This is a genomic window from Pseudocalidococcus azoricus BACA0444, from assembly GCF_031729055.1.
GTDB classification, from domain to species: Bacteria; Cyanobacteriota; Cyanobacteriia; order Thermosynechococcales; family Thermosynechococcaceae; genus Pseudocalidococcus; species Pseudocalidococcus azoricus.
On the sequence record NZ_JAVMIP010000002.1, the window covers coordinates 15,645 to 30,603 of the forward strand.

16 protein-coding genes are annotated in these 14,959 nt (G+C 49.8%); 10 read left to right on the forward strand and 6 right to left on the reverse strand.

Translation table 11 applies throughout. The features are described 5' to 3' along the window. Positions 1-100 precede the first annotated feature (100 nt). The 7 genes from RIF25_RS02480 (at position 101) to RIF25_RS02510 (ending at position 7,382) form a co-directional block, all read left to right on the forward strand. A complete protein-coding gene (locus RIF25_RS02480; protein WP_407682303.1) occupies positions 101-1,549 on the forward strand; it encodes an ammonium transporter in 1,449 nt (482 codons plus the stop codon). 110 nt (positions 1,550-1,659) lie between these two features. After that, positions 1,660-2,337 carry a hypothetical protein gene (locus tag RIF25_RS02485; protein ID WP_322876978.1) on the forward strand — a complete coding sequence of 226 codons (678 nt, stop codon included), beginning with the start codon at positions 1,660-1,662 and terminating at the stop codon, positions 2,335-2,337. 178 nt (positions 2,338-2,515) lie between these two features. Next, positions 2,516-3,130 (forward strand): CPP1-like family protein, encoded by a 615-nt coding sequence (locus RIF25_RS02490; protein ID WP_322876979.1) that lies wholly within the window; start codon positions 2,516-2,518, stop codon positions 3,128-3,130. Continuing rightward, entirely contained in the window at positions 3,127-3,495 is a 369-nt protein-coding gene (locus tag RIF25_RS02495; RefSeq protein WP_322876980.1) for a hypothetical protein, read from the forward strand. Before RIF25_RS02490 ends, RIF25_RS02495 begins: the two co-directional genes overlap by 4 nt. Before the next feature lie 19 nt (positions 3,496-3,514). Beyond that, complete coding sequence (locus RIF25_RS02500) at positions 3,515-5,089, forward strand: M16 family metallopeptidase (RefSeq protein WP_407682304.1); 1,575 nt, start codon at positions 3,515-3,517, stop codon at positions 5,087-5,089. 271 nt (positions 5,090-5,360) lie between these two features. Next, positions 5,361-6,752, forward strand: coding sequence for an NAD-dependent succinate-semialdehyde dehydrogenase (locus tag RIF25_RS02505; protein WP_322876982.1), 1,392 nt, complete (start codon positions 5,361-5,363; stop codon positions 6,750-6,752). A 6-nt stretch (positions 6,753-6,758) separates the two neighbouring features. Next, on the forward strand, positions 6,759-7,382 hold the full coding sequence (locus RIF25_RS02510) for a Uma2 family endonuclease (protein ID WP_322876983.1): 624 nt from the start codon (positions 6,759-6,761) through the stop codon (positions 7,380-7,382). A 10-nt stretch (positions 7,383-7,392) separates the two neighbouring features. Here RIF25_RS02510 and RIF25_RS02515 read toward each other — a convergent pair whose 3' ends face one another. Beyond that, on the reverse strand, positions 7,393-7,752 hold the full coding sequence (locus RIF25_RS02515) for a winged helix-turn-helix transcriptional regulator (protein ID WP_322876984.1): 360 nt from the start codon (positions 7,750-7,752) through the stop codon (positions 7,393-7,395). Between the two features lie 111 nt (positions 7,753-7,863). Here RIF25_RS02515 and RIF25_RS02520 point away from each other — a divergent pair, with 111 nt between their 5' ends. Next, positions 7,864-8,463, forward strand: a complete 600-nt coding sequence (locus tag RIF25_RS02520) for a nitroreductase family protein (protein ID WP_322876985.1) — start codon at positions 7,864-7,866, stop codon at positions 8,461-8,463. Positions 8,464-8,531: 68 nt separating this feature from the next. Further along, positions 8,532-9,257 (forward strand): pirin family protein, encoded by a 726-nt coding sequence (locus RIF25_RS02525; protein ID WP_322876986.1) that lies wholly within the window; start codon positions 8,532-8,534, stop codon positions 9,255-9,257. A gap of 22 nt (positions 9,258-9,279) precedes the next feature. Here RIF25_RS02525 and RIF25_RS02530 read toward each other — a convergent pair whose 3' ends face one another. The 3 genes from RIF25_RS02530 to RIF25_RS02540 form a co-directional block, all read right to left on the reverse strand. Beyond that, the gene (locus RIF25_RS02530; protein WP_322876987.1) at positions 9,280-9,534 is read right to left on the reverse strand and encodes a DUF7219 family protein; all 255 of its coding nucleotides are present in this window, start codon (positions 9,532-9,534) and stop codon (positions 9,280-9,282) included. Between the two features lie 231 nt (positions 9,535-9,765). Beyond that, on the reverse strand, positions 9,766-11,088 hold the full coding sequence (locus RIF25_RS02535; protein WP_322876988.1) for a CHAT domain-containing protein: 1,323 nt from the start codon (positions 11,086-11,088) through the stop codon (positions 9,766-9,768). 279 nt (positions 11,089-11,367) lie between these two features. Further along, positions 11,368-11,802: an acyl-CoA thioesterase gene (locus RIF25_RS02540; protein ID WP_322876989.1), complete on the reverse strand. Its 435-nt coding sequence runs from the start codon at positions 11,800-11,802 to the stop codon at positions 11,368-11,370. Positions 11,803-12,077: 275 nt separating this feature from the next. On the opposite strand from RIF25_RS02540, the gene RIF25_RS02545 reads away from it, so the two are divergent. Further along, complete coding sequence (locus tag RIF25_RS02545; RefSeq protein WP_322876990.1) at positions 12,078-12,938, forward strand: universal stress protein; 861 nt, start codon at positions 12,078-12,080, stop codon at positions 12,936-12,938. Positions 12,939-13,181: 243 nt separating this feature from the next. Here RIF25_RS02545 and RIF25_RS02550 read toward each other — a convergent pair whose 3' ends face one another. Together RIF25_RS02550 and RIF25_RS02555 are read right to left on the reverse strand one after the other, a co-directional pair. Further along, positions 13,182-14,054 (reverse strand): Tic22 family protein, encoded by an 873-nt coding sequence (locus RIF25_RS02550; RefSeq protein ID WP_322876991.1) that lies wholly within the window; start codon positions 14,052-14,054, stop codon positions 13,182-13,184. Positions 14,055-14,303: 249 nt separating this feature from the next. Next, on the reverse strand, positions 14,304-14,948 hold the full coding sequence (locus RIF25_RS02555; RefSeq protein ID WP_322876992.1) for a lysophospholipid acyltransferase family protein: 645 nt from the start codon (positions 14,946-14,948) through the stop codon (positions 14,304-14,306). Between the last annotated feature and the right edge of the window lie 11 nt (positions 14,949-14,959).

Sequence of the window (14,959 nt, forward strand, 5' to 3'; positions counted from 1 at the left end):
CTATTAGGGGCGGTCACTCACTCACACTCCGTTGAAGTTTAGTGTCTAAGCACGAGACTTTTTATTGTTGTCAATTTATTTAGAGGAATCTCGAAGCGTGATGTTAAAGCTGAAATCGAAACAAGGGAGGCGGACAAAACGGCCGGGAGTGAGGCTGAGGGTTAATCGCAACTTATTTGCCCAAGCTTTGCCCTCCATTAAATTATCTCCCGCCTGGTTTGCCTGTATTCCGGCGGCTTTGTTCATTTTCTTGGGCTGGGAATTCTCGGCCTGGGCGGCGGATGAACCATTGACGGTGGAAACACTACAAGGGTACCTGAATACAACCTTTGTCTTTATTGCCGCTGTTCTGGTTATTTTCATGAACGCCGGGTTCGGGATGCTGGAAGCAGGCTTCTGTCGTCAGAAAAATGCCGTTAACATCTTGGCCAAAAACTTAATTGTCTTTGCCCTGGCAACTATTGCTTTCTGGGCCCTTGGGTTTTCTTTCATGTTTGGAAAAGAAGGAGGAAATGGCTTTATTGGCCTGGGTGGTTACTTCCTGAGCAGTGAAAGCCCCGATACCTACGAAACCTTTGGCCTACCCATTCCGGTCTTTTTCCTGTTCCAGGTTGCCTTCGCTGGCACTGCGGCCACGATTGTTTCCGGGGCAGTAGCTGAACGGATTAAGTTTGTGGACTTCTTGATTTTTAGCCTATTGTTGGTGGGGATTTCCTACCCGATTACTGGCCACTGGGTTTGGGGTGGCGGGATGCTTGGCTCCATCGGTTTCCTGGGCGAAGGCGTGGCTTTCAAAGACTTTGCTGGCTCTACCGTTGTTCACATGGTTGGCGGCTGGGCAGCTCTGATGGGGGCAGCTTTCTTGGGGCCTCGGATTGGTAAATACAATCCCGATGGCACTCCTAATGCAATCCCCGGCCACAACATGGGCTTTGCGATGCTCGGCTGCTTGATTCTCTGGATCGGCTGGTTTGGATTTAACCCTGGTTCCCAGTTGGCGGCTGATGATGCTGTCCCCTATATTGCTGTCACCACAAACTTAGCCGCTGCCGCTGGTGGAATTACCGCCACCGTGACTGCTTGGCTTGTTATTGGTAAGCCCGATCTCTCGATGATCATCAACGGAATTCTGGCTGGCCTGGTGGCGATTACGGCTGGGTGTGCCGGTGTGTCCTACTGGGGTGCAGTGATCATTGGGGCCATTGCCGGGATTATTGTCGTCTTTTCTGTCCTATTCTTTGACAAAATTAAGATTGACGATCCCGTTGGTGCCACCTCGGTTCACCTGGTGAATGGTGCCTGGGGAACTCTAGCTGTGGGTCTGTTTGACAAGGACTTAGGCTTGCTCTACGGTCACGGCGCTACCCAGTTGATTGCTCAGATCGTCGGTATTCTCACCATTGGTGGCTTCACCGTTGTCCTGACCTCTATCTTCTGGATGATCCTGAAAGCTACCCTCGGCATTCGGGTCCATGAGGAAGAAGAACTTAAAGGTTTGGACATCAGTGAGCATGGGATGGAAGCTTACAGCGGGTTCTTGAAAGAGTAGTGTTTCGGGAACTGAGTTAATTAAATATTCCATAAACGGGCTAGTCTCTCATAGGGGCAGCCCTTTTTTCTTAGGTAGGATAGGAGAGGCCAAACCAGGAAAAAGAACAGATGGCAGCAATGCATGGCAGTGGGGAGCCAGACTTAGCACAGTTTCATCACCGGTATCCGACGGGTAGTTTGACGGCAGATTTATTGCAAATTCATGATGGCTTGTTTATTGTCCAGGCCAAAATCCAGGTCGGCGGAACCACCTTAGCCACAGGCCTGGGAGCTGCCCCTGCCATTGAACAGGCCGAGGATTTAGCGCGCCAACGGGCCCTTGCTGTTCTGGGAATTGTGATTACGACCTATGAACCGCCCGCCCATTTAATCGGTACAGTTCCCCAGGCCCTGCTAAACCCGGCTCGACCTCAACCCCTGCCGGAAAGCACCTATTCCTTCCCTGAAGCTGAAGCCCCTCAATCCTGGCACAAGCCGGACGATCCCCAGGCCAGCCTATTCATGGATGACACCCCACCACCCAGCCCCAGCCCCTCTAGCCGCCCCTCTCGTCCCCCTGCCCGCCCCCAACCTGAACTAACCCCGTCGCCGCCGTTAGATTTGTCGGATGTGATTGCCCAAACAACTGTAGAACTAAAGCGACTAGGTTGGACAGAAGTTCAGGGACGCAGTTACCTACAACGAACCTATAAAAAACGCTCCCGCCAACAACTCAGTGACGATGAATTGTTAGAGTTTCTTGACTATTTACGGCAACAGCCCGGATCTGGAGAGCCGGATTTCTAGGCCAATGCAGCAGCCAGACGCTCTGAGAATTCATAATTTTTATAATTTGAGAAGGTTTTGTTATCCTAAAATGAGTTGTTGCTTGGCCTAGAAATTTTCGTTACTGCTGTGCAATGATTCCGAGGCTTGAACTTGACCGATGCCGTCAGCCCTTTACCCGAATCATGGATTGTGACCAATGAGCGAACAGCCCTCTCCCTACGAGCAATTGCAGGTTTCGCAGGAGGCCACCTTTGAAGAAATTCAGGCGGCACGGGACACACTACTCCAAACTCATTTAGATGACGACCGTTTCCGCACCACAATCGAGGCGGCCTACGATGCCATTTTGATGGATCGGTTACGACTACGCCAAGAAGGAAAAATTAAAGTTCCTGAGCGGATTCGCTTTGCGGAACGATTAGCCGAGCAGCCCCCCAAAAAAACGGCTAAACCCACCAACCCTCGCTTCAATCTTCCTTGGCAAGAATGGATCGATAAGCCTCCAGTCATGTCCTTAGTCATTACGACTTTGGTGTATGGCAGTTTGGCTGGCCTGGGCCTGGTGGCCAATACTGATTCCTTGGCGTTACTGTTGGCCTTGGGAGTTGGCTTTAATTTAGTTTGGTTGAATCGCAAGGAACAACGGCTCGGACGAGCATTTTTGATCACCTTAGTCGCCTTACTGATTGGGGCAGCTATTGGCGGGGGGCTGGCTAGTTTGGGAATTTTTGGCTTTGCTGGTAATGTAGAAGGCCTGGTGAGTGTCTTTATTTACTTGATCTTTTGGATAGTGAGTAACTTTCTCCGATGAACCCGAATGATCCCTTCGCCTCATCCTGGGGACAACTTCTCCAAGATCTGGATCAACGCCTAACTCGCTTAGAACAGATGATCCACTCCAATGCTCGTTCCATTGCGGCCAATAGCCAGATCATCGCCGAACTCAAACAACAACAGTCCCAAACAGATACCCATGTGGGCCGGCTCGTGGAATCGGTCTTAAAGTTGGCAGAACATTTAGAGGCGGATCAGGAGCGGCGGCATCGCATCTTGGAAATTCTTCTTCAACAGGCCGAGCGGGAAAACCAAGTTCTAGATTCCTTAACTACAGCCCAAGAGCGGCAAGCTGAAATTCTCTGTCATTTAGTTGATTTTGAGCAAGAAAAAAATTCCTAACTCTTGGCAATGGTTGAGGATGCAGATAGTGCCTCAAATTTCAGGGCGAGGGAAGCAAATCCAGCAATTTTTTGATGTTGTTTTTGGGGCAGTTGTCCTTGGAATGTTGACTTGGGCCTGGGGCCTGGGCATACCTGTCCATGGAGCCACCCTACAGCCAACAACTGAACCCTATGTGGAGCGGGCCATGCATCAGGTGACGGAATTTAGCCTTAAAAATGGAATGCGCTTTATTGTCATGGAGCAGCACCAGGCCCCGATCATTTCCTTTCTGACCTATGCCGATGTCGGTGGGGTAGATGAACCAGAGGGACAAACTGGAGTGGCCCACTACTTAGAACATCTCGCCTTTAAGGGAACTCGGAAAATTGGCAGCCAGGATTTTCAACAAGAGGCCCAGTATTTAGATCAATTAGATCACTTATTTACCCAGATCCAGGCCGCCAAACAACAGCAGCAGACAAATCAACTAAAAACCCTTTTAGATCAGTTCAATCAAGTCCAGGCCCAGGCCAGTAAATTTGTCATTTCTAATCAATACGGGCAAATTGTCCAACAGGCTGGGGGCGTGGGCTTAAATGCAACCACCTCTGCGGATGCAACTCGTTACTTCTACAGTTTTCCCGCCAATAAACTCGAACTGTGGATGTCCTTAGAGTCAGAGCGGTTTTTAGAACCAGTCTTCCGAGACTTTTTTACTGAGAAGCAGGTGATCCTAGAAGAACGGCGCATGCGAACCGAAAACTCAGCCACCGGACAACTTTTTGATACGTTCCTAAGCACCACCTTTGAGCAGCATCCCTATCGCCGGCCTGTGATTGGCTATGAAGCGGATATTGCCAACTTAACCCGCCAGAATGTTACAGACTTTTTTCAGCAGTATTATGCTCTCGGCAACTTGACCATGGTACTGGTGGGCGATGTGGAACCCAAGCAGGTTAAAACCTTGGCTGAACAGTATTTTGGTCGTTATCCGCAGCGTCCCTTACCCCCCAAAGTGACCACAGTTGACCCTCCCCTAACTGCACCGCGCCAAGCCCAGATTCAACTGCCCAGTCAACCCTACTATGTGGAAGCCTATCCCTGTCCGCCGCTGAAGGATCGAGATTATTCACTGTATGAACTCCTCACCCAAGTCTTGACCAGTGGCCGTACCTCCCGGTTATACCAGGCCCTAGTGTTACAAGCCAAAATTGCCCTTAATGTCCAAGCCTTTACAGGTTATCCAGGTAATAAATATCCAAATCGGCTGGTGATATATGCCTTACCCGCTCCCGGCCATAGCACCAAGGAAGTCGCCCAGGCCATCCAGACCGAGTTAAGCCACCTCCAGACCACACCAATCAGTGATGTCGAACTCAGCCGCCTCCAAACTCAAGCCCGCATGGATCTACTTCAAGCCCTGATGTCCACGGAAGGGATGGCCAAACAACTGGCAGAATATGCGGTCAAAACTGGAGATTGGCGGAATCTATTTCAGCAGTTAGAGATTATTGAAGCCGTTACTCCAGCCGATATTCAGCGGGTCGCCCAGGCCCTACACCCAGAGCAACGAACAACCGTAGAAGTGATCAGTGAGGCATCCGTAGGTTAAGTCAGTCTTGTTCCGGTCTTATCCTCAATGGGTAACAGGCGATAACTTAGCCAAGCCCCAGTCCTTAAGCATTACAGGAGATGGATATATCCAGATTGAACCAAAAGTAATGATAAATCCCTTGGGAGTTGATCCGGGCTGACTCTTGCACGGCCTAGAACAGTTTGTTGAGCGGGATAAATCCTAGTTTGCGTCTTATCCTAGATCCATCGGCTGATGGATATTGGTGGACTACGGCTGTTGCACCGCGGCATTTTCAGGAGCAAACATTATGGCGATTGCCTCGATTAACCCGACAACGGGAGATGTAATTCAAAACTTTACAGCCTTATCCGAGCAGGAACTCACAACAGCGGTGGCCCAGGCCCAAGCAGCATTTGAATCCTATCGCCATACGACCTTTGAAGAGCGGGCTAGTTGGATGTTGAAAGCCGCTGCCCTGTTGGTGGCCCATCGAGAAGACTATGCCCGTTTAATGACTTTAGAAATGGGAAAGCCGATCACCGAGGCCATTGCGGAAGTCGAAAAGTCGGCCTGGGTCTGTCGATTCTATGCCGAGAATGCCGAAACATTTTTGAGCCAAGAAAGCATTGCCACCGATGCCCACCATAGCTATGTCACCTATCACCCCTTGGGCGCAATTTTAGCCGTCATGCCCTGGAATTTTCCCTTTTGGCAAGTGTTTCGGTTTGCGGCTCCAGCCCTGATGGCCGGTAATGTTGGCTTACTCAAACACGCTTCCAATGTGCCCCAATGTGCCCTCAAAATTGCCGAAATTTTCCAGGCCGCGGGGTTTCCAGCTCAGGTCTTTCAAACGTTACTGATTGGGGCAGATCAAATTGCTCCCCTGATCAGTGATCCCAGAATTAAAGCCGCGACCCTGACTGGCAGTGAACCCGCGGGGATGAGTTTAGCCCAGGCCAGTGGCCATGAACTGAAAAAAGTGGTTTTGGAGTTAGGGGGCAGCGATCCGTTTATTGTCCTGGAAAGTGCGGATATTGCCAGTGCTGCCGAAACTGCTGCCAAAGCCCGGATGATCAATAATGGTCAATCCTGTGTTGCTGCTAAACGATTTATTGTCGCTGAATCTGTGGCCGATGAATTTACCGAAAAGTTTATTGCCCAGCTTCAACATTGGAAAATTGGGGATCCCTTTGATGCCACTACGCAACTCGGCCCCTTAGCGACTGAAAAAATTCTTTTAGAGCTGGATCAACAAGTCCAAACCGCGGTTGAACATGGAGCTAAAATTCTCTTAGGTGGTACATCTCTTAAAGACAGTCCAGAATTACCCGCCTCAATCCGGTCAGGCTATTACTATCCCCCAACAGTATTAACTCGCATCACCCCCCACAATCCGGCCTTTGTTCAGGAGTTTTTTGGCCCCGTTGCCTTGGTTTTCACAGTTAAAGACATCACTGAAGCCATTAAATTAGCCAATGCCACCCCCTTTGGTTTAGCCGCTAGTGCCTGGACAAATGACCCCCAAGAGCAAATCCAACTGATCCGAGATTTGGAAGCGGGAGCCGTGTTTATCAATGGCCTGGTGAAGTCGGATCCGCGTTTACCCTTTGGCGGCATTAAACGCTCTGGCTTTGGGCGGGAATTGGGCCGGCCGGGGATTTTAGAATTTGTCAACATTAAAACAGTTTGGATTAAGTGAACTCCTATGGCTGCCACTCCTGCCCTTTCAACTCCAGCAGAACTCGAACTATCCTCGGCTCCAGTTGTTAATCCTGAAGTTATTCCTGTTTACCGGCCTGGGCAAGCGGTTTCTCTAGCAGACTTTCTGGCCCATCCTCCCGACCAATGTGAATGGATTGATCACATTATCGAAGAAAAGACGGGTATGACCCTTAATCATGCAGCAACCCAGGCCAAACTGGCATACCTCTGGCAGCAGTATTTATTTCAGGAGCAGTTAACAGGACGAGTCTTAGTCGAAGCTCTTTGTCGAACCCAAACCCAAGGGCGGCGGCCTGATGTGGCATTTGTCACTGGGGAGTTACTGGGCCAAATTGCGGGAAAAGTTGCCTTAGATCAGAGTTTTCCCTTGATTGCTGAGATTGCCTCTCCCGATGATCCCGGAGAAGGATTATTAGCCAAAGCCAAAGAATATTTAGAGTCTGGGGCCCAAGAGGTGTGGATTATCTTTCCCGAAAATAAGATTGTGTTAACGGCGATCATGGCTTCTGAAACTGTGCATTGGCAGGTATTTGATCGGACTAACCCCATCGTGACAAGGGCAATTCTCCCCGGCCTGGTGGTTAATTTGGCGGAATTATTTCAGTAAGATGCCTGGGTTAACTCTTGGATTCTGAAGTTGCAGCTAAAAACGTTTTTCCCCACTCATGCATACTTTTGAGGACTGGATAGAGGGTTTGTCCGAGGGATGTTAAGGAATATTCAACCCGTGGCGGTACTTGTTGATAGACTTGGCGGTGAACAATGCCATCCTGTTCCAACTCCCGTAATTGTTGTGTCAGCATTTTCTGCGTAATCCCTGGCAAGGCCCGATTTAAGGCACTAAACCGCTGGGTTCCACCAAATAACTCCCGTAAAATTAGCACTTTCCAGCGGCCGCCAATCACTTGCAAGGTGGCTTCAACAGCACAATGAGATTCTTGAGATAGGTCGGCGTAACTATCCGTAAATGTGTCCATAGTATCTTTTTGGTAAGTATCTTACTTTTTTGTAGGTACTTCACATTTTATCGGTTTAATCGCTACAGTAAGGATCAGGATTAAAACGCGTATTTGAAGGAACTCCCCCGCATGGAAAAACTCGCTCTCACCCAATATCCAATTCATGAGCTAATCCAACGCCGCTGGAGTCCCCTTGCCTTCAGTCAGCAACCCGTCGAGCCAGAAAAAATTGCCAGTTTATTGGAAGCCGCCCGTTGGGCCTCATCGTGTTTTAATGAGCAACCCTGGTTATTTCTAGTGGCCACCCAAGCCCAAACAGAAGACTATCAACGCCTCTTTAGCTGTCTGGTGGAAGCAAACCAGGCCTGGGTTCAAAATGCCCCTGTGCTGATGATTGGGGTGGCGAAACTCACCTTTGATCACAACGGTAAGCCCAATGCCCATGCCTATTATGATTTGGGAGCCGCCGTGGCCCAATTAACGGTTCAAGCCACCGCCAGCGGTCTATTTGTCCATCAGATGGCCGGGTTTGATACTGCCAAAGCGCGAGAATTCTGTGAGATTCCAACGGGATATGATCCGGTGGTTGCCATCGCCTTGGGATATTACGGAGACAGACAGCAACTCAGTGACAAACTGCAAGAACGGGAAGCCTCATCGCGGGGCCGCAAAGCCTTTCCTAATTTTGTTTTTACAAGTCATTGGCAACAGCCCTATCCTCTACCCTAAACATTGATTAATCAGAGTCTTAATTATTAGTAATACTTGTTCTTTATCCCTTATTTGAGGTGTCTTCTATGTCAATGCTAACGGCCTTAAAAACTAAACTCTATCCCGCCAAAGAACGGGGCCATGTCCGCTTGGGTTGGTTAGAAAGCTACCACACGTTCTCGTTTTCTAATTTCTACGATCCGCAACGGATGGGATTCAGCCAACTCCGGGTGATCAACCATGACTATATTGCCCCCCAAGGCGGGTTTCCCAATCATCCCCATCAGGATATGGAAATTCTCACCTATGTTCTTAAAGGAGCCTTAGAGCATCGGGATAGTTTAGGTAATGGCGCGATTATCCAGGCCGGGGATGTGCAAATCATGAGTGCTGGCACGGGAATTATTCACAGCGAATTTAACCCATCTAGCACTGAGCCTGTGGAATTACTGCAAATCTGGATTCACCCTGATCAGCAAGGCCTGTCCCCCCGATATGCCCAAGAGTCCTTAGACCCAACCGCTAAACTTAACCAATTTCACCTGATTGCCGCCCCACCCAGCCAAGGAGGAACTGTAATCATTTACCAAGATGCCCGGATTTCTGCTGCTAATCTTCAAGCCGGCCATCCCCTGACCCAAGACTTGGCCCCCGGTCGCTTAGGGTGGTTAGAGGTGGCCCAGGGAGAGGTTTTGGTGAATGATCACCCCTTGCAGGAGGGAGATGGCCTGGCGGTTACGGGACCGGGAACTCTGACCATGCTCACCATGACCGAGGCAGAATTACTCTGGTTTGATCTCCCCCCTGCTTAAGGCTCTGGTTAGGCCCGAGGAATTATTGAGGCATTTCTGGGGCCTGGAACGGATTTTCACCTACACCGAGGGTTTTCTTGCTGGACTTGAGAGCGTGCCACAGGCCCTTGATTTTGCCATAGGCTTCGAGAGGAGAAAGCTTGCCATTAGTTTGGAGTGCCGTAATGTAGCTAACCTGGGTAGCAAAGTCTTGCAAATTGGCATCAAACGCAAGATTTTCTAACTTGACCGTCCCATAGTAGCGACTACGGGGATAAAGAAAGGCTTGTTTATCCATCTTTCCTCCCTTTTAACTTGGTTTTAACCTTATCTTAACCTAGTTATCTAGTTCATGTTGAGGCGGAATTAACGGAAAAGTTGACAGATTTGCTCAGCTCTGACGCTAACGTTAGTTTTAGTTATAGTCATTTCGGCAAAAACTGGGACACTCAAAAGTCCAGTTCGTAATGGTTTCAAGTATTTTTGTGTTTCATTCCTAAGCGAAATGACTATGACTATATAGAGAGATTTACCAAGGGCTGCTAATCATTGTGAAGGCGGCCCAGTAACGAGGATGGCGAAAATTGACTGTACTAGAGCGGGCTAGGTTGCTGGGCAAGGTAATGTCTGCTTTGGAAAGATGCAATGTATTTTGAATCACTTCTACCTCTCCCCTGAGCAGATGCAATTGGGCTTGGCGTAAGGCTTCTCCTTTGGTTGAAAAACGCGACATCTGCCCATAAAATTCCCCCATGAGTGCGAGGGTTCCCAAATCATCCACATACCAGAGACTCGCGAGGGCCGACTTAACCCCGGCCTGCAAGGCTACCCCCGCAAACCCCAGTTCGGCTTGATGATCCCCCACTGCAGTCCGACAGGCACTCAACACGAGGAGATCCACCATGGGTTTTTGCCAAGGCATCCGATCCATATCTTGCAAATTGAGGGACTGATCCCAAAGCTGAATAAAGGATTCGTTGGGGGTTCCAGGCCGAAACTCCGCATGAGTTGCCAAGTGAACAATGTCAAAGGGAGTCTTGCGTAATTGCTTTTTAAGATTTTCCAACGTAAAGTCTTGATTAAGAAACTCAGCGGAACGAGGGGTATTCACCTTCTGCACAATGGTATTCAGCTCTACTGGAACGGCTGGCAAAGGGCTAAGGCTTCTAAATTCCGAAGCTCCCATCGCTAAGATGCGGGGCCGGTGTAAGGACTTTGAGGTGAGCTTAATCAAGTTAAAAGCGGGAATCCGACTAAGGGCATAGTTCTCGACGAGGAATTGTTGACCATCAAAAAGGGCTGCTAAGGGCAAAGTCCGTACCCCAGAACCCAGGCAAAAAAGGAGTGATTCAATGCCCTGGGGTTGGAGATATTCAGCTTCAAAGGGGGCAATGATCCACCGATAAAGTTGCTGGGCAGCCGGAAAATTCTTCTCCCTGACTACCGGGCTGGATACCTCCCGCTGAAATTTCTCCACCACTGGCAAAAGTAGTTCTTGGCGGGCTTCTGGCAAATCCTTGACCACTGGGGCTTGATTGGGCGTAATCAAAACTAGGTGTAGGTCATTGGCCCGGGGAATGACCCAAAGAACGGCTGTTTTTTGCCCCGTGCTGCGGCTGATTTTGGCTAGACTCGTGGCGATGGTGGCGGGGTCTTGGGTGACAGTGGCTAAATCACGCCCGAAGTAGGTGTCAAAGTCATTTTTGAGTCGCTTCTCCATGTTTAAGACGGCTTGACTCAACTCAGGGGAGACTTGGGGGCGCGCCATTGTGGCCAAGCTCATCAAATTCCCACTAACCACAATGATGAACGTGATTAGAGCAATCACCAGGCCTGTGCGAAATTTACTCATCGATCAATCTCTATCTACCCCAACACTCTCTAGTTTATGGTCGAATTCTGATGGAGGGATTCTGAAGGCTGCATCATGTCAAAAGATTACCCCTCTTGAATGGGATGAAGGACAGCTCAAAATCCTTTTCTTAGCAGCACATCTAAGGAGTTACATCGGCCAAAACAGTCCATGTAATGCGGTCGTTTTTCAGGTCAGCGTAAATTTAAGACTTTCAAAACTCTCAGAGTGATTTGAACTCATGGCAACAGATCGTCTTTACTGTTCATCTCGAATTAATCAATCAGACTGCTGCCCCAGTTTATGTAAGGCTGCAACTAGTGGTTGAGGAAGGATGCGGAGAATTTTACCAGTCGGACGCTGAAGCGGAACAAGTTGGACGCTGGCCTGAAAATAGATCAGACTTAAATCTGGGGATACCACCCATTGATCAAAGCAGAGGCGCACTTTTTCTTGGCGGACAAAGCGAGTTCTCACAAAGGCAGTTTGCCCAAATTTCAGGGCCTGGAGGTAACGAGCTTCTAAGCGCACCACGGGTAGATCAAAGCCTAAGTTGACTAAGTCAGCAAACTCAATTCCCCCTTGTCGTAAACAATCAATCCGGGCTTCTTCTAACCAGGCCAGGTAACTACCATGCCAGGCCACCCCTGCATAATCTGTTTGATGGGGTTGGACGCGTACAGGGTAGTTGAGCCAAGGGGTAGAAGGTACCATCAGTTGATCAGCTTCCTTGTCGGTGATTGAGGTGAGCGGTCTTGGCGGTCAAGAATCGTGATTTGGGAATTGGCCAGGCCAGTCGATCCCTTGCTGACACAACCATGACGTTTTGTAGATTAACCCGTAAGGCCTGGGCTTGTCCGCCTTAAGATCTAAGCTAACAGCAGGATTGAGGGCATAACTCCGAAATTGGCAGAGGTTTTGATTGCTGCGTTGTTTCGGTCGTTCCTGTTGTGGGATGCCATTAGTTATTGAAGCTGATGAGGTAAATCATGATTCGTAATATTTTGCTGGCGGACTCCGGCACTGGCCAGGCAGAGTTGATGTTGAAGTCGCTCATGGAACTACCAGCAGTACAGGGAGCCACCGTGTCGGTTCTTCATGTCATTCCCCCCAAAGTTGTTGCTGAAGAAGTAGAAGCCCAGCGCGCCGAAGGGGTGAAACTATTAGCCCAGGCCGTGGAACGACTCCATCTGAATCCCCAGCAAGTCCATAGCGTCAACACTATTCTCCGGGAGGGAGACCCGAAAGATACGGTTTGTCGGGTGGCAGAAGAACTCAACACGGACTTGATCATCATGGGGTCTCGAGGCCTCAAACGCTTGCAATCCATCTTGGCGAATTCAGTTAGTCAGTATGTCTTTCAACTCTCTACCCGCCCAATGCTCCTGGTCCGAGATGACATTTACGTCCAAAAAATTAATCGGATTATGGTAGCCCTCAATCCCTCCAGTTCTAGCCAGGCCGCGTTGAAGGTCGCCCTCAATTTAATTCAGGATGTCAAGGGTGGCAAGCTAATTCTGGCCCATGTTAATCCTGACCTCAAAGGTAGTGGCCCCCTGACCAGTACTGAAGCGGAACAGGATTCAGTCATTGCCCCGGCGGTTGCTGAAGCCAAAAAACGGGGAATTGCCTATCAATGCTTTGTGAGTTCTGGCCGGCCTGGGGAAGAAGTCTGCCGGATTGCCCAGGAAACCAATGCGGACTTATTGGTGCTGGGATCCCCTGATCGCCGCCCCTCCATTGCCCGGAGCTTGCCGGATCTGGATCGCCTATTGGGAACATCCATGTCTGACTATGTGCGAGTTTATGCCGAATGTCCGGTGCTATTCAGTCGTCAACCGGAAGCATAGAGACACCTCCCAGGCCTTGGGCTATAGGGTCATGCAAACTGTGCTGAGAGAGGAGAAATGTTGCAAACACTGCCCATCAAGGATTTCCTGCCTTATCCCTCTCTCACCCTAAATGGGGAACGCTATAGATGAGTCCACCTTGTAGGGCCAAGCACCACCGCCCTTGGGAAGATCTGTGATGTCTGGGGAGTTGGCCTATGCCCAGCCCTGCCAGGAGTATCTACATCTTCCCAAGATTCAGCCTTATTTTTTGGGCGGGGTTGCGGGTGTGGTGCTGGCCGGGGTTGCTGGACTGGGGGCGGGGTTACTACTGCGCTGTAGTTGGACTGCGGCTTGGATCGCATCAGGGGTTTGAACCAATTGGATTTGCCCCACCGCTGGATCGTTACTGCTCAGGAGGGTCGCCACCAGCATATCCAACATCACCACCCGAATATTTGTATTTTTGGCTAAGTCGGGATTCGTCTTGCGGGCCGTATCTAGCTCCGTTTGCAATTGAGTATTGTCAAAGTAAAAAGGGACAAAGCGCATGGTCTTGGCCTGGCCGTTTTCCTGGACTTTGGCTTCAATGGCAATCGGATTACCAGATTTAATATCGGCTACATAGAATAGCGGTGTCCCCGTCCGAAAGGGCTGCCCATCTTTAGTGACGAGCTTGCCCTCTTTTTCTTGGATGTCACCAGACTGCTTGAGCATGGCAATGGCCTTTTCCAGTTGGACGCGAGAAGGGACAATATCCACGCCCAAGGTGGGATTTTTCTGAGCATCTAAGGCGGCCTTCAATGCCCCACTTAGAGAGGCTGGCGTAACTTTTGCACTGTTCCCAATCTGCGGCTGCTGTTGCTTCAGGCTGGTAATCGTTGCTTCTGCGTCCTGCTTGCTAATGAAAAAAGTAAAGACTTGGACTTGTTTGGTTTTATCGGCGGGACTGGGGACAGAATAAGTGAGTGGCTCACCTTTGGCATTGGTGATCATGAAAATCGGGACATTGCTCAGTTGCTGTAACACCTGTTCCTGGGGCAAGGCTTGGACAACCATCTGGCGCGTCATCGCTGGGGCAATCCACATCCCACTGATTAAACTAGCTAAGACCCCGAAGCGAGCCAACCTATTCATAAATTCTCCTAAAAATTCGCAAATTACTCAAAAATTAGGGACAGAGGGGAGCCACATGATCGTTGTTGATTGTTGTTGTTTTATCGCCTTCACTCCGGTCACTATGCATATCCCAAAAAGAAAATTAGTCCGTAGGATACTTTGACTATGGTACTGGGACAGTGACGGTTTTGATCCACGCTGAGTTTCTTGTGTCCAAGGACAAATTAGACTCGGCCAATGCTAGAGACAAAAGTAGAGGGAGCCGTGTCATCGTCCCAAGTTGTGAAGGGCGTTGATCTGGGAGGCACAGGCCTGGGTGATAGCCTCTAATTCGTGACGATCACTACTGGCAGGCGGGGGAATTAACTGGCCTATCCGGACGGTGACTGGCACAGACCGGGGTATTGGGCCACGACTGAGGATTTTTTCAGTTCCCCAAAGGCAGACTGGTAATAAAGGAACTTGGGCCTGGGCGGCGATTAAGGCGGCACCGAGCTTGGGATCATCAATGCGGCCATTGGGAGTCCGGGTTCCGGTTAAAAAAATGCCAACGCTCCAACCCTGGTTGAGGGCCTGATGGGCTGCCCGAATGGCACTGCGATCTCTCGCTCCCCGTTGGACTGGATAGGCTCCATAAAGACGGATCAGGGTTTTAAGAATGGGAATTTTGAATAACTCGGCTTTGGCCATAAAGGCAACGGGGCGGCAGACCGCGTTAGAGAGCAGGGGTGGATCAAAGTAGCTGGCATGGTTACTGACGATGATTAAGGGCCCCCGTTGCGGGACAGTTTGAGCATCAATAATTCGGCCGTGCAGGTAGGTGTGGAAGAGCGGGGCAACCACAGACCACTTAAACAGGTGATAGAGAGCAAGACTGAGTTTCGGTTCCCGTTGTCGTTGGGCCAAGCTCATGGGATTGTTTT

What these genes read in the sequence shown, in the direction of transcription:
- RIF25_RS02480 (WP_407682303.1), top strand. Translation starts at nt 101, where the DNA reads ATGTTAAAGCTGAAATCGAAACAAGGGAGGCGGACAAAACGGCCGGGA.
- RIF25_RS02485 (WP_322876978.1), top strand. Translation starts at nt 1,660, where the DNA reads ATGGCAGCAATGCATGGCAGTGGGGAGCCAGACTTAGCACAGTTTCAT.
- RIF25_RS02490 (WP_322876979.1), top strand. Translation starts at nt 2,516, where the DNA reads ATGAGCGAACAGCCCTCTCCCTACGAGCAATTGCAGGTTTCGCAGGAG.
- RIF25_RS02495 (WP_322876980.1), top strand. Translation starts at nt 3,127, where the DNA reads ATGAACCCGAATGATCCCTTCGCCTCATCCTGGGGACAACTTCTCCAA.
- RIF25_RS02500 (WP_407682304.1), top strand. Translation starts at nt 3,515, where the DNA reads ATGCAGATAGTGCCTCAAATTTCAGGGCGAGGGAAGCAAATCCAGCAA.
- RIF25_RS02505 (WP_322876982.1), top strand. Translation starts at nt 5,361, where the DNA reads ATGGCGATTGCCTCGATTAACCCGACAACGGGAGATGTAATTCAAAAC.
- RIF25_RS02510 (WP_322876983.1), top strand. Translation starts at nt 6,759, where the DNA reads ATGGCTGCCACTCCTGCCCTTTCAACTCCAGCAGAACTCGAACTATCC.
- RIF25_RS02515 (WP_322876984.1), bottom strand. Translation starts at nt 7,752, where the DNA reads ATGGACACATTTACGGATAGTTACGCCGACCTATCTCAAGAATCTCAT.
- RIF25_RS02520 (WP_322876985.1), top strand. Translation starts at nt 7,864, where the DNA reads ATGGAAAAACTCGCTCTCACCCAATATCCAATTCATGAGCTAATCCAA.
- RIF25_RS02525 (WP_322876986.1), top strand. Translation starts at nt 8,532, where the DNA reads ATGTCAATGCTAACGGCCTTAAAAACTAAACTCTATCCCGCCAAAGAA.
- RIF25_RS02530 (WP_322876987.1), bottom strand. Translation starts at nt 9,534, where the DNA reads ATGGATAAACAAGCCTTTCTTTATCCCCGTAGTCGCTACTATGGGACG.
- RIF25_RS02535 (WP_322876988.1), bottom strand. Translation starts at nt 11,088, where the DNA reads ATGAGTAAATTTCGCACAGGCCTGGTGATTGCTCTAATCACGTTCATC.
- RIF25_RS02540 (WP_322876989.1), bottom strand. Translation starts at nt 11,802, where the DNA reads ATGGTACCTTCTACCCCTTGGCTCAACTACCCTGTACGCGTCCAACCC.
- RIF25_RS02545 (WP_322876990.1), top strand. Translation starts at nt 12,078, where the DNA reads ATGATTCGTAATATTTTGCTGGCGGACTCCGGCACTGGCCAGGCAGAG.
- RIF25_RS02550 (WP_322876991.1), bottom strand. Translation starts at nt 14,054, where the DNA reads ATGAATAGGTTGGCTCGCTTCGGGGTCTTAGCTAGTTTAATCAGTGGG.
- RIF25_RS02555 (WP_322876992.1), bottom strand. Translation starts at nt 14,948, where the DNA reads ATGAGCTTGGCCCAACGACAACGGGAACCGAAACTCAGTCTTGCTCTC.